Genomic DNA, 13441 nt, shown 5'->3' with positions numbered 1-13441 from the left:
GATTTATACTCCGTATTACTGTGCATTTTTGGCTTTAGAGCGTGAAACACGGGCTTCGCCAATCAAATAGTCAAATAAGAAAATAATAGCCAACATCACGATGATTAAAATCGAGCCATAGGCAATCGCGACGCCGTATTCACCATCTTCAACACGATTTAAAATATAAGCGGTAGCAACGCGAGTTTCAGGAGTCACTAAGAATACAATCGCACTGACGGTGGTTATTGCGCGGACAAAACTATAAATTAAAGCGGATAAAATCGCGGGGCGTAATAAAGGCAATAGCACATACAAAATAGTTCGCATTGAATTTGCTCTTAAACTTAATGACGCCTCATCCAGCGATTTATCGATTTGCCCCAATCCTGCAATACCTGCTCGTATTCCCACGGGCACGTTACGCATGGTCATTGAGATAATCACAATGGCTGCCGTTCCTGTTAAATAAAACGGCGAATCATTAAATGCCAAGATATAAGAGACACCCGCAACAGTACCGGGAACGGCAAAACAGAGCATGGTCGTAAATTCGATACTCTTTTTACCTTTAAAATCTTGGCGCACGACAATATAGGCGATCAAAAGCCCTAAAATAGCGGTAATAGGTGCTGCGATACCCGCATAAAGTAAGGTATCAAGTAATGATGGCCATGCGCCGTCGCTCATCCCTTGACCAAATAATTTAATAAAGTTATCAAAGGTTAAGGTGTAATCCACACCCCAGTTAACCGTAAAACTGCCGTAGAAAATGCTGCCATAGAGTAAGATATTAAAGATAACCCAAATACCCAGCACACTAGTGACAAAGGTTACTAAGGAGGTGGGTAATGGTTGAACATCACCACGATAGGATTTACCTGACACCGTGACATATGAGCGTTTGCCAATCCACATATATTGAATGCAGAACACTAATAATGAGAATACCAACAGTGAAGCACCTAAGGTACTTGCTGCTTGGTAATCAAGTTGAGAGCCGGTGATATAGAAATAAATTTGAGTGGCAATCACGTCAAAGTTGCCACCTAGCACCAATGGGTTACTAAAATCAGCCAATGATTGCACTATAACGATCAAAAAGGCATTGGCTAATGCTGGTTTTAGTAACGGCATAAAAACATGAAAGAATGTTTGGTAGCGATTAGCTCTAAGGGTATAAGAAGCCTCTTCTAATGACGGATGGATTGTTTTAATTGCACCATCTAAGATCATAAAAGACATAGGGGTAAAGGCAAGTACTTGTGCAAGCCAAATTCCCGTAAAGCCATATAACCAGTTGGTATTTTCTAAACCTGCATAAGTTGCCAAAAATTCAGTGATATAACCTGAACGTCCCATCATCAAGGTCACACCTAAACCCACAACAAAAGGGGGAGTGACAATAGGTAAAATAGAAAACACTCGACCAATAATCGCTGATCTTACTGCAATACGTGATGTATAAATGGCGAGGATCAAACCAAAAAAAGTACAGCCAATACCAACTGCGATAGACAGTAAGATTGAATTGATCATCACCTGAACAATATGGGCTTGGCTGAGAATGGTAATAAATTCAAAGGGGGCAAAATTGCCAGCACTATCTTGAAACATCGGAATAAAGATAGCGACACTTGGAAAGATAATAAAAACACCGATTAAGGCGACAACTGTGATTAATGAGCCAATCACAAAGCTATCACCCCCTAACCACTCTAAGCGTGTTAAAGCATGCTTGGCTATCATTCCTAATGAAATAAATAGCACGATAACCGAATAACCCAGACCACGACCTTCCATCGTTGCGGTAACAATAGTGATAAAGGCGCAGAAAAAGGCAAAACTTGCATCAAAATAGTGACGAATACGATTTTCTCGCCCTACAGGATGTAAAGGACGAATTAATAGTATGCTGGGAAGTAAAAACCAGAGCAGACTGATATTTAAGTTACTCCAGCCATAAGAGGTAAGTAATTCATCTGCGGTAGAATCAAATAGACCATAATCAAGGCTCCATGAAGGCATTAATATAAATGCCATCCATGCAATCAGGATCCATAAAAATATGGGATCCCACCTCTTTTTTTCAGACAAAGCGAGTGTGTGAGACATAAATCCCCCGACAGTAAAGCTCATTATTATTATGTAAAAAAAAGAGCGAGAGCATCTCTCGCCCTATTGATAGGCTATTTACCCATTTTTACTTCGGTAACCCATTTATTTATCAGCTCCTTACGAACATCACTATCGCCATATTTATCCATGTCGTAGTTAATCAGTTTTAAGTCTGATAATTTCAAAGCCATCGGGGAAGACTCAGCCGTGGTATTGGTGAGAATTTGGTAAGATTTACCCTCTTTCCAACTAATTTCTTGTGCTTCTTTAGAGAGTGTCCAGTCTACAAATAACTTAGCGTTATCCATATTACGGGCATTTTTGATGATACTGACACCGCCAATTTCGTAACCTGTGCCCTCACAAGGTGAGATAAGCTCTAGTGGTGCCCCGTTTTCAACTTCGAGTGAATAGTCGTGTAAGAAGCCGATACCAATCGCGGCCTCACCACGGGCGGCGTTACGCGCTGGTGCAATACCTGATTTAGTATATTGAGAGATATTGGTATTTAGTTTTTTCAGATAATCAAAGGCTTGCTCTGTTCCCCACAATTGATCGAAAGTTGCTAATGCAGTGTATGCAGTGCCCGAACTTTGTGGATCAGCGATTTGAATTTCACCTTTGTATTCAGGTTTGACTAAATCTTTCCAACAGGTCGGAATAGGTAGACCTTTCTCTTTTAAACGATCTTTATTGACACCAAAACCTAGAATACCGACATAAACCGCAGAAGAGTAGTTTCCTTTGCGTTTAGCCGGATCACGAAATTGTGGCATGATCTGATCAAGATTGGCGGATACATAAGGCTCTAGCAGATCCATTTCACCCGCTTGTGAGTGAGGATCCATTGTTCCGCCATACCAAACATCAGCTTGCGGATTGCGTTTTTCTGCTTCTATTTTCGCTAATGTACTGCCGGAGCCATTACGAACAAAAGTGGTTTTAACATCATATTTTTCAGCAAAAGCTTTAGTTTCAGCTTCACACATCGCATTTGTGGCACTGCAATAAACCACTAAGCGACCCGCGGCACTGGTGGATAAACTTACCGTAGAAAGAGCTAAGCCGGCGGCAACAAGTGTAGAGAGAGTTTTCAGTTTCATGTTCAGAACCTTTTAAATGTGTCGTCATCGGAAAATGAAAGTGGGCCAACTAAATGCTCACGTTTACTGACATCAGCGATCAGCAATGGCATTAGTAGTAGTCCCATTAAGGCCGCAGCACTGGTTAATAATACAAACATCCCAGTCCAACCATAATGCGCCATGACCTGACTTAATGGCCAACCTGCTATTGCAGCCCCTAAATAGGCATACAATCCCAAGTAGCCTGTTACCGTACCTGCTGCGTTTTTATGACAATATTCTGTGGCAGCAAGTCCGATTAACATCTGTGGTCCAAACACAAAAAAACCGATACTGAAAAAACAGGCTGCAAGCAATGCATAATGATGAATTGGTATTAGCCAAAGTGCTGTTACTGCGATAAAAAGCCCGAGTGAAAACAGCAATATCATTGGTGCTCGTTGGCCACGGAATAATAAATCCGAGCCCCAGCCTGAACATAACGCGCCTAACAATCCACCCATCTCAAAAAGAGAAAGAATGGCATTAGCACTTAACAAGTTAGCGCCATGGGTTTCTGATAACCAAATATTTCCCCAATCATTTATCGCCATACGGATGAGATAAATTAAAATATAAGAAAAACCTAGTAACCAGATCATTCGGTTAAATAAGATGCCTTCTTTCAAAATGGTTAACATAGGGGTTGGAGGCGATACTTGCTCTTGACGTAATTCAAAAATATCGCGCCGCCATACACCTACTGTGGGTAACCCTTCTTCTGCTGGTGTTCCTTTTAGTTGCATACAAAGCCATAAACCCATAACAATACCTATTAGGCCGGGAATAACTAAGGCTATTTGCCAACTAAAATGGGTTGCCAACCAAGCGGTTAAAAGGGGAATACTCATCCCGCCAAGATTGATGGAGATATTCCATAATCCCCACCAGAAACCGCGTTCATTACGTGAATACCAATGGGTGAGTAACCTTGCACAAGGGGGCCAACCCCATCCTTGAAAGAAACCATTAAGTGCCCAGACTAAAAGCAAGGCAGGAAAGGATAAACAGTAGGCAAAAATAATATTCATCACCCCTGTCATTACCAGACCTGCGCCCATAAACCAACGGTAGCCGTATTGGTCATGGAAAATACCAGAGAGAAATTTTGATAGACCATAAGTGAGATAAAACAGGCTGGCTATCCAGCCAATATCACTTTTATCTAGATGCAGTTCCGTTTGCATAACGGGCATCACAAAATTGACGCTTTTACGAGTCAGGTAAAACGTGGCATAGCCAATGATCATCGACAACATTAAATTTTTACGCCAAAAATCATAGGTCTTATTTATTGATGCCGAATTTTTACCTAACATAACATCCTCTCTGATATTGCCAATGTAAGAAAAATGCAGTTAAAAAGAATGAGAGAAGGTTGTAGATGACTAAGACTAATTCCTAGTTTTCACGCTTTTCTATTGAATTTGTGGGTAAGTTAACAATTATTTTAGTACCAAGCTGACTAATTACTTCCCATTCTCCCCCCAATGCGCAGATCCGCTCTTCAATACCTCGTAGCCCAAAACCGTTATTAGGTTGTGTAGGCAAAATGCCAATACCATTATCATGAACAACCAGTCGTAATTGTGCTTGATGTTGAGTAAGCGAAATGTGGATCTCACTGGCATTAGCGTGTTTGCTGATATTATTGAGTAGTTCTTGCACTAGTCGGTAGAGTGTAAAAATAATGGTGTCGCTTTCAGGCTCTGTTTCAAGAGCATAATGAAAATGACAGTGAATACCATTTTCATGAAATGAGAACTCATCAATTAAATGGTGTAGTGCCTTCTCTAATGACATCTCTTCTAAAATAGGCGGCCTTAGTTGGCGTAGCAGTTGTCGGGTAGATTGATGTATTTGGTGGGCTAATCGCTCAATTTGCTCGCCTGACTGACGTGTTTTATCGTTATCTGCACTTCTTTTTACTAACATTGACTGAATTTGAATAGCTGTAATATTTTGTCCAATTTCATCATGTAATTCACGAGCAATGGCTTTTTTAACATCTTCTTCGGTATGTACTAGTTGTTCCATCAACGCTCGGCGTGCTTGTAACTCTTGCTCTAAACGTAGCTGATAATGACGTAAATTATTGGCAAGTTGTTGCTGGCGACTAATAGCTATACCTAAACCAATACCAATTAAGGCTTGGGTTGTTAAAAACATCTCTAATTCATGCAAATCGGCAAAAGCACCATTTACTTGTCTAGCAAAGGTAATCATTAAACTACCTAACAACGCGGATAATACCCCCCCTTGCCAACCATAACGATAAGCCATAAAAACATTAGGAATAAACACCAGAATAACTAATAAGCGTTCAATTTCTGGGGTAAGAAAGAATTGTGCACTTAATCCAATAAGACAAAAGAGAAATACCCACATTAATAAGGAGGTACGCAATGGTGGCTCTGGGGTGATTTCGGCGATTAATACTCGACTTTGTAATTCGCGTAAATATTCATAAAGTAGAAAAACAAAGGGAGCTAATAAAATACCACCTGTTATTGAGGTCAAAAATATTGCGCTGGTGGACGTCGTGAGAAAAAAACTGAGTAGGAAGGCTTGTAATAGGCTATTAAATCCGACCGCGGCGATAAGTAAGGTTAACCGTTGCCAATAAAGTGGGTAACGCCACCAGATCCGTTGTACTTCTAGTGCGACCAATAAGCTGATTAAAGGTGAGAGATAAAGAGTTACATGGGTAATTAATTGCTGTTGAGTTAGCCAGTAATAAAGCCCCCATTCGGCCAATAACATCGGCAACCAAAAACGTCGCCAAAGTAAAATAAATAATGCTAGCCGTAAGCCTTGAGGTAAAAAAAGTGCGGCTTGTTGACCATTATGACTAAGATAAAAACTGATCACCCAAAGTGACAACCAGAGTAAAGAGTAGGTCAACAATAAAAAGAGAGATTGAAGAAAAAAACGTGCGCCTCTTTGCATGTTAGAGTGTTCCGGTGATTAACTGGTTGTTTAATGCAAAATGGACTAAATCAATGGTTGTTTCACAGTTCAATTTACCCAGTATATTGGCTCGATGAACATGCACCGTTTTATGACTGAGATTCAGTTGTACGGCGATAGCTTTAACATTAATACCTTGTACTAGCAGATTAAAAATCTCTCTTTCGCGAGGGGTTAAACTATGTAAAGCATCTTCTTTTTCAGGTGTCTGTCGAAGTGCTTTCATGGCATCAGCACAGAGATAACAGCCCCCTTGATACACAGCACGTACTGCTTGAACGAGCTCTTGTGGACCACAGCGCTTAGTTAAATAGCCATGGGCACCGGAATCTAAAGCGCTTTGTACAAATGCGGGGGTATCATAAATACTTAAAATAATTGTCCGAAAATCAGGGCGTTTTTGTTTTAATCGACTTTGTAATTGTAGGCCACTCTCTCCAGGCATAGAGAGATCCATCACCGCCACATCAATATTATCATTTAATAAATAGGGCCAAGCTTCTTGGCCATTTGCGTATTCACCGACAATATTAATATCCGGCTCTAGCATTAGCAGTTGTGCAAACCCAGAACGCACAACAATGTGATCATCGATGAGAGCAACGTTTATCATATTTTTATTAGGCTAAGCATTGTTAGGTAATATTTATCTGTTTTATAACAAGCTACAGGAAGTTATGCGAGAAAAAAGGGAGCAAAAACACGCTTTTGCGCTTTGTCTCTCGCTTTTAGCGTATTGAATCGAGACAATTAGCAGGGCAGAATTACCCCCTCACAAACAGGGAACCTCCATTTGTAAGGGGGTTTGGCAGATTAAGCGACTTGAACGGGAACGGCTTTAGCAATGCGTTTCATTTCATTGTCGCCTTCAAAATAGGCAATGTTGGGTTTATGGCTACGCGCATCGCTATCTGGAATTTGCACATAAGAGCAAATAATTAAGCGATCACCTACAGCAGCACGGCGAGCGGCTGCGCCATTGACAGAAATAATACCAGACCCTCTTTCTGCGCAAATGGCATAAGTAGAGAAACGTTCACCATTGTCAACGTTATAAATATCAATGGCTTCATTTTCAAGAATACCAGCGGCATCCATAAAATCCTGATCAATCGCGCAAGAGCCTTCATAGTGAAGATCAGCTTGGGTGACTTTTACGCGATGAAGTTTGCCTTGTAACATGGTGCGTAGCATTGTTGTGTTTCCTATTTTTAATTATGCATTAGACTAAGCTAACTTGTTGGCTATCGATTAAACGAGTGTTACCTAACCAAGCTGCCATTAAAATAACGGCACATCGGCTCTCTTCGCTAAGTGGTGCTAGTGTTTGTGCATCACAAATAAAACATTCATCAGCACGAAAGCCTTGTTGTTCAAGGGTTGCTTTGGCAGTTTGTAATAGTTGGTTAACATCAAGGTTTCCCGATTTTAATTGCTCGGCTATCTGTTGCATAGCTTGATAAAGCACAGGGGCTTGTTGTTTTTCATTATCTGATAACAAACGATTTCGAGAGCTAAATGCCAATCCTGTTTTATCACGCACAATAGGGACTGGAATAATACTGATATCAAAACATAAATCACTGACCATTTTTTTTATGATCTGCAGTTGTTGATAATCTTTTTCACCAAATAGCGCGACATCAGGCTGTACAAGGTTGAATAGTTTACTTACAACGGTTGTTACACCGCGGAAATGTCCTGGGCGACTAGCGCCTTCTAACACAGAAGAAAGTACTGGAACCTCAACAATCGTTTGGTTTTCCATCCCATTTGGGTACATCTCTTTCGCTGATGGGGCAAAGACAATATCAACATGTTTATCGCGCAGTAACTCACAATCTTCTTGTAGGGTTCGTGGATAGTTTGCTAAATCGGCTTCTCTATCGAATTGCATTGGATTAACAAAAATAGAGGCGATAACCACATCAGCATGAATACGCGCTTCTTCTATCAGTTTTAGGTGACCTTGATGCAGGTTGCCCATGGTCGGAACCAATGCAATGCGTTTACCTTCTTGTTTTAGTCGCTTAATTTCGCGGCGTAAGATAAGCGTTGTTTCAATAATTAGCATAGCGTGACTCCTTTAAACTATTTTAATGAATTTAAATGATAAATCAGTTAAATGAGTGTTGTTCTTGAGGGAACAGTTTTTGTTCAACTTGTTGAACATACAGTCTGACAGCCTCGGGTAAGGAGCCAGCTTCTTGTAAGAAATTTTTAGAAAATTTAGGGGCATTAGGTGTTAGACCTAATAAATCATGCATCACAAGAATTTGTCCATCAGTGACATTGCCGGCACCAATGCCGATAACGGGAATATTGAGTGATCCGGTAATAGTTTTTGCTACGGAAACGGGGACGCATTCTAATACAGCCAGTTGTGCTCCTGCGGCTTCAAGCGCCATAGCATCTTGCTTAAGTTGCTCTGCAGCAGCTTCTTCTCGACCTTGTACTTTATAGCCACCAAACACATTAACAGATTGAGGGGTTAAGCCTAGGTGAATACAAACAGGCACTGCGCGTTCAGTGAGCATTTTGACTGTAGGAATAAGCCAGCTTCCTCCTTCAATTTTGACCATATTCGCTCCCGCTTGCATTAAAATAGCTGCGTTAAGACAGGCTTGCTCTGGAGTGGAATAAGACATAAAAGGCATATCAGCAATTAAGAAAGCGTTAGGGGCGCCTGCTCTTACACAACGGGTATGATAGGCAATTTGCTCAACGGTGACAGGTAATGTGCTGTCATGACCTTGTAGTGTCATACCGAGTGAATCACCAATTAACATGGCAGGAATACCTTCATTGGCAAATAGACGAGCAAAGCTAGCATCATAAGCCGTGATAGTGGCAAACTTTTTCTTTTCTTGTTTATAGCGATTGAGCGTAGATAGCGTAACCGGCTTCATGATAATAAACTCCATGGTGTGTTGCGTGTAAATTGAGTTATTTATGTCAGTTAATTATTTGTTTATTAAAGAGAATATGACATAAATAAAAAACATTAACTGCTGATTGTAGCATCTACGTACTAAAAACGAAGAAAAAGTCGTGAATTGAATAATAAAAAATAGAAATAAAAAATATTTTGATATTTATCCAAGAATTAGAAATGGTGATATAACAGGCGGGAGGGAAGGGCGTATTTTATCACTTATGGGGAGGGATAACGCGATAAAGGAACAGTACAAGAGAGTTGTGAACGGGGTTGATACTGTCAGTCAACAGCATCAACCATTAACATCAAACACGCTTATTATGTGGTATCACCACTTTTCCATACCATTTTTAGGTACGAGCGCTAATCTGTCTGCTAATCGTTCTCCGTCATCAGGGAAACAAAGTTCAGGTGCTAAATCCGCCAATGGATAAAGCATAAATTCACGCACCTTAAGTCCATAATGAGGCACAGTTAAACGTTCGGTCTGTATAACTTGATCACCAAATAACATGATATCTAAATCAAGGGTACGAGGTCCCCAACGATTACCTGCTTTTCTTTCACGACCATGGGCAAGTTCAATTGCTTGTGTATGGTCGAGCAACTCTTCTGGGGCTAAAGTAGTATCAACGGCGACAGCCATATTGAGATAATCGGGTTGATCTTGAGGTCCCATAGGGCGTGTGCGATACCAAGGTGATTGGGCAATCAGTGTAGTATTAGGGATTTCACTAATCGCTTTTATCGCCGATTTTACTTGCTGTTCTGGTGAGTTTAAATTACTGCCCAGAATAATATACACACGCTGTTGTTGCTTACTCATGTTTGTTCTCTTGTCTTGGTGCATTATTTTTTGCATTAGGGTGACGAGGACGTTTACGAGGACGTGTTCTTTTGCGTACCGGGCCTGGACCTAATTCAGAGACCATAGAGCGTTGTTGTGTATTGTTTGAAACCTGAAAATCAGCCCACCAAGCGGCTAATGTTTCCAGATCAGGATTTCTTTGTACATTAGCGCGTAATTCCAGTAGATCAAATGCTGCACGGAATTTAGGATGCTCAAGCAGTTTATTGGCTCGGCGCCCTTGACGCTTAGGTAAACGCTGCTGTAATTGCCAAATATCACGCATCGTGGTGGTGATACGTTTAGGGATCGCAATAGTACGACATTGCTCATCTAAAATATCATTCATCGCCATTGAGAAAGCATCGTAATAAGACAGTCCACTTTCTTGAGCCAGTTTTTCGGCATGCTCCACTAAGGGATACCATAGCATTGCTGCAAATAAGAATGCCGGATTTACGCGCATTTCTTTACTAATACGATAATCGGTATTCTTTAGCACCTGTTCGATCATTCTTTCCATTGGGGTATCTTGTTGCTCAGTGATCCTTGAGGCAACTAATGGAAAAAGAGGCTCTAAGAGTTGGAAATGGCGCATTAACCGATAGGTTTTATAACCATGTCCTGTTTGTAATAATTTCAGCGATTCTTCAAATAGGCGTGCTGAAGGAATATTACGTAATAGTGGTGCTAATTGGCTAATTGGCTCTGCAGTTTCCGGTGCGATACGCATATCCAGTTTACTGGCAAAGCGGATAGCTCTTAGCATCCGAACCGGATCTTCACGATAGCGAGTTTCAGGAGAGCCAATTAAACGAATAGTACCTGATTTAAGATCAGCCAAGCCCCCCACATAATCACGTACAGCAAAATCATCGACGCCGTAATAGAGACTATTTAAGGTAAAATCCCGACGAATGGCATCTTCTTCAATCGATCCGAAGATATTGTCGCGCAGCAACATACCGCTTTGTGCTTGTTGTGACTGATTGCGATCGGATGTTTCATGATCTTCATGAGAGCCACGGAAAGTAGCGACTTCAATCACTTCGGGGCCAAACATAATATGCGCTAGACGAAAGCGTCGACCTACTAAGCGGCTATTACGAAATAATCGACGGACTTCTTCTGGCGTTGCATTGGTAGCAATATCAAAGTCTTTTGGTTTTTTCCCTAATAATAGATCGCGTACACCACCACCCACTAAATAAGCCTGAAAGCCTGAATTATTCAGACGATAAAGAACTTTTAGTGCGTTATCACTGATGTCTTTACGCGAAATCGGGTGTTGATCTCTTGGGATCACAGTCATTGGCAAATCACTCCCGTTCGCCTTTTCGTTATTACTTTTGTTCTTACGGGGACGGTCTGCGGATAGGGCAGGACGCCGACGCACAGTCGTTTGTGTTTCTTTTTTAGGTCGGTCAGATGCAGTGACAGGCCTTTCACTCGCTACCGATTCTGTATCTGACGATGTTGTTTGTCGTCCTAGCAAATTACGGCAGAAATGCGCTACTCGGTTAAAAATATGACACCTCGAATAATTAAATCTAATAATTAAAAAATTAAGCGGCTAATCATAGCCTACTGAACATTTTTTGAGAATGCTTTGTGTGGGTTATTGTGCATCTTCATCATAATGTTAACGAATAATCTTGCCTGACAGCAACGGTTGACGAGGTAAGAAAATGTGCTCCATCAATATTGTTCCTTGCTTATGGCCATCAGCTATAGTGATAGAATTATACGCAAATAACTTCTCTTTTATGTGAATAAACATCGTCATCACAGTGCGAATAGTCTGAGTTATTGTATCAAGAAGTATTAATTGGAGGATGATATTATTGATGTGAAAGCGCCAACGCTCATAATTTGTGTCAGCTTGAAGATAACGAGCCAATGCTGTAACCAAACCACCAAAACAAAGTTGGTTTATTAATAATGGCACTAAATGCCTAATACACATTGTCATCTTGGGTATTAACGTTTAGATTAAAGCCTCAGCACCTAAGTACTGAGGCTATACTCATTAATTAGCCAGCCATCTGTTTTTCACGGATTTCAGCTAATGTTTTACAGTCGATACAGAGATCGGCTGTTGGACGAGCTTCTAAACGGCGGATGCCGATTTCAACACCGCAAGACTCACAAAAGCCGAAGTCATCATCTTCAACTTTCTTCAGTGTTTTCTCAATTTTCTTAATGAGTTTACGTTCACGATCACGGTTACGCAGCTCAAGACTGAATTCTTCTTCTTGTGCAGCACGGTCAACAGGATCGGGGAAGTTGGCCGCCTCATCTTGCATATGAGTGACGGTACGGTTGACTTCATCCCTGAGCTGATTGCGCCAAGATTCAAGTATTAGCTTAAAATGCGCTAATTGGGCTTCGTTCATGTACTCTTCGCCCGGTTTTTCCTGATATGGCTCAACGCCAGCAATAGCGAGAATGCTCATGGACGATGTTTTACGCTTTTGCCCTTCTTGCATAATGCTTCTCCTACATACGCATTTTCTGAATAATCCCCCACCTTAAATAGGAAGGGAAAAAAATAGGGCGCTATAAATAGCAGATGCCCGCGCGGATAGCAATTATTCCTTTAATAAGTTTTCTCATGATGTGAAGGCACGCAAGTAAAAAGGCCATTTTAGTTAAAAAATACTTAACCAACACCATGAAAATGTATTAACCTTTTGAAATAAAAGGTAATTGCTTTCCAATTGTTAAATCGTACTCACTAATATTGATGCGATAACATAAAATTTCAACCCCAGCATCACATGCTTGTTTTAGCAATAAGTCATACTTAGGGTCAATCTCTTTAGCAACAGACACTTGTGTAATGCCAGTATGGGGGACAGCGTAAAATAAGATAGCCCTTAAGCCCGATTTTGCGATAGCGGTCAACTCTCGAAGGTGCTTTTGACCTCGCTCTGTTTTAGCGTCAGGAAAATAGCCCATTCCAGCATCTAATAAAGTGACCGATTTCACTTCAATATAGCAGTCAACTTTATGATTTGACTTAAGTAAAATATCAATACGGCTATTCTCACTACCATACTTCACTTCGCGTCTTATCTCATCATAGTCAGATAATTCTGGAATATCGCCAGCTTCTATCGCATCGGCAATGATCGTATTAGCTCTTAAGGTATTAATACAGATCCAATCACCTGATTGAGTTTGGGTTAATTCCCAACTATGAGGATATTTTCTTTTGACATTCGATGACGTGGAATACCAAACCGTATCACCTGGAGTTGCGCATCCCGTCATCGCACCTGTATTAGCACAATGGAGCGTGAATTCTTCACCATTTGCCGTCACTACGTCTGCTAAAAAACGTTTGTATCGTTTTAATAAAGTGGCAGATTGTAGTGGTTGTTCAAATTTCATAATCACCCCGGTGAAAATACGTCCTTTAATAAAGGGCTAATGCTACAATGAGCCACAGAGAAAGTTAAT

General features: G+C 40.8%; 13 protein-coding genes. All 13 read right to left on the bottom strand.

Going from position 1 to position 13441, the window contains the following annotated elements; all coding sequences use genetic code 11:
• Positions 1–15: 15 nt before the first annotated feature.
• Positions 16–2094: an ABC transporter permease gene (locus AACQ49_RS11510; RefSeq protein WP_049211115.1), complete on the bottom strand. Its 2079-nt coding sequence runs from the start codon at positions 2092–2094 to the stop codon at positions 16–18.
• Between the two features lie 74 nt (positions 2095–2168).
• Entirely contained in the window at positions 2169–3200 is a 1032-nt protein-coding gene (locus AACQ49_RS11505) for an ABC transporter substrate-binding protein (protein WP_004245009.1), read from the bottom strand.
• A 2-nt stretch (positions 3201–3202) separates the two neighbouring features.
• Positions 3203–4540, bottom strand: coding sequence for an MFS transporter family glucose-6-phosphate receptor UhpC (uhpC, locus tag AACQ49_RS11500; RefSeq protein WP_074561599.1), 1338 nt, complete (start codon positions 4538–4540; stop codon positions 3203–3205).
• An 82-nt stretch (positions 4541–4622) separates the two neighbouring features.
• Positions 4623–6170 carry an MASE1 domain-containing sensor histidine kinase gene (locus AACQ49_RS11495; protein WP_074561600.1) on the bottom strand — a complete coding sequence of 516 codons (1548 nt, stop codon included), beginning with the start codon at positions 6168–6170 and terminating at the stop codon, positions 4623–4625.
• A 1-nt stretch (position 6171) separates the two neighbouring features.
• Complete coding sequence (locus AACQ49_RS11490; RefSeq protein ID WP_004245006.1) at positions 6172–6804, bottom strand: response regulator transcription factor; 633 nt, start codon at positions 6802–6804, stop codon at positions 6172–6174.
• 200 nt (positions 6805–7004) lie between these two features.
• A complete protein-coding gene (panD, locus tag AACQ49_RS11485) occupies positions 7005–7385 on the bottom strand; it encodes an aspartate 1-decarboxylase (RefSeq protein WP_004247282.1) in 381 nt (126 codons plus the stop codon).
• A gap of 28 nt (positions 7386–7413) precedes the next feature.
• Positions 7414–8265, bottom strand: a complete 852-nt coding sequence (gene panC, locus AACQ49_RS11480; protein WP_004245004.1) for a pantoate--beta-alanine ligase — start codon at positions 8263–8265, stop codon at positions 7414–7416.
• Between the two features lie 43 nt (positions 8266–8308).
• Positions 8309–9100, bottom strand: a complete 792-nt coding sequence (gene panB / locus AACQ49_RS11475; protein ID WP_004247283.1) for a 3-methyl-2-oxobutanoate hydroxymethyltransferase — start codon at positions 9098–9100, stop codon at positions 8309–8311.
• A 357-nt stretch (positions 9101–9457) separates the two neighbouring features.
• The gene (gene folK / locus AACQ49_RS11470; protein WP_004245001.1) at positions 9458–9955 is read right to left on the bottom strand and encodes a 2-amino-4-hydroxy-6-hydroxymethyldihydropteridine diphosphokinase; all 498 of its coding nucleotides are present in this window, start codon (positions 9953–9955) and stop codon (positions 9458–9460) included.
• Entirely contained in the window at positions 9948–11504 is a 1557-nt protein-coding gene (pcnB, locus tag AACQ49_RS11465) for a polynucleotide adenylyltransferase PcnB (protein WP_370685673.1), read from the bottom strand. Before pcnB ends, folK begins: the two co-directional genes overlap by 8 nt.
• A gap of 114 nt (positions 11505–11618) precedes the next feature.
• Positions 11619–11924: a hypothetical protein gene (locus AACQ49_RS11460; protein WP_004252502.1), complete on the bottom strand. Its 306-nt coding sequence runs from the start codon at positions 11922–11924 to the stop codon at positions 11619–11621.
• A gap of 85 nt (positions 11925–12009) precedes the next feature.
• Positions 12010–12465, bottom strand: coding sequence for an RNA polymerase-binding protein DksA (dksA, locus tag AACQ49_RS11455; protein WP_004244998.1), 456 nt, complete (start codon positions 12463–12465; stop codon positions 12010–12012).
• Between the two features lie 196 nt (positions 12466–12661).
• Complete coding sequence (gene sfsA, locus AACQ49_RS11450) at positions 12662–13372, bottom strand: DNA/RNA nuclease SfsA (RefSeq protein ID WP_004244997.1); 711 nt, start codon at positions 13370–13372, stop codon at positions 12662–12664.
• Positions 13373–13441: the final 69 nt, after the last annotated feature.

Source organism: Proteus sp. G2675, assembly GCF_963886535.1.
Taxonomy (GTDB): Bacteria; Pseudomonadota; Gammaproteobacteria; order Enterobacterales; family Enterobacteriaceae; genus Proteus; species Proteus mirabilis.
Note: the sequence above shows the minus strand (reverse complement) of the source record. Positions and strands in the feature narration are given on the sequence as shown.

What these genes read in the sequence shown, in the direction of transcription:
- AACQ49_RS11490 (WP_004245006.1), bottom strand. Translation starts at nt 6,804, where the DNA reads ATGATAAACGTTGCTCTCATCGATGATCACATTGTTGTGCGTTCTGGG.
- AACQ49_RS11495 (WP_074561600.1), bottom strand. Translation starts at nt 6,170, where the DNA reads ATGCAAAGAGGCGCACGTTTTTTTCTTCAATCTCTCTTTTTATTGTTG.
- AACQ49_RS11510 (WP_049211115.1), bottom strand. Translation starts at nt 2,094, where the DNA reads ATGTCTCACACACTCGCTTTGTCTGAAAAAAAGAGGTGGGATCCCATA.
- panC (WP_004245004.1), bottom strand. Translation starts at nt 8,265, where the DNA reads ATGCTAATTATTGAAACAACGCTTATCTTACGCCGCGAAATTAAGCGA.
- panD (WP_004247282.1), bottom strand. Translation starts at nt 7,385, where the DNA reads ATGCTACGCACCATGTTACAAGGCAAACTTCATCGCGTAAAAGTCACC.
- uhpC (WP_074561599.1), bottom strand. Translation starts at nt 4,540, where the DNA reads ATGTTAGGTAAAAATTCGGCATCAATAAATAAGACCTATGATTTTTGG.
- folK (WP_004245001.1), bottom strand. Translation starts at nt 9,955, where the DNA reads ATGAGTAAGCAACAACAGCGTGTGTATATTATTCTGGGCAGTAATTTA.
- sfsA (WP_004244997.1), bottom strand. Translation starts at nt 13,372, where the DNA reads ATGAAATTTGAACAACCACTACAATCTGCCACTTTATTAAAACGATAC.
- panB (WP_004247283.1), bottom strand. Translation starts at nt 9,100, where the DNA reads ATGAAGCCGGTTACGCTATCTACGCTCAATCGCTATAAACAAGAAAAG.
- AACQ49_RS11505 (WP_004245009.1), bottom strand. Translation starts at nt 3,200, where the DNA reads ATGAAACTGAAAACTCTCTCTACACTTGTTGCCGCCGGCTTAGCTCTT.
- dksA (WP_004244998.1), bottom strand. Translation starts at nt 12,465, where the DNA reads ATGCAAGAAGGGCAAAAGCGTAAAACATCGTCCATGAGCATTCTCGCT.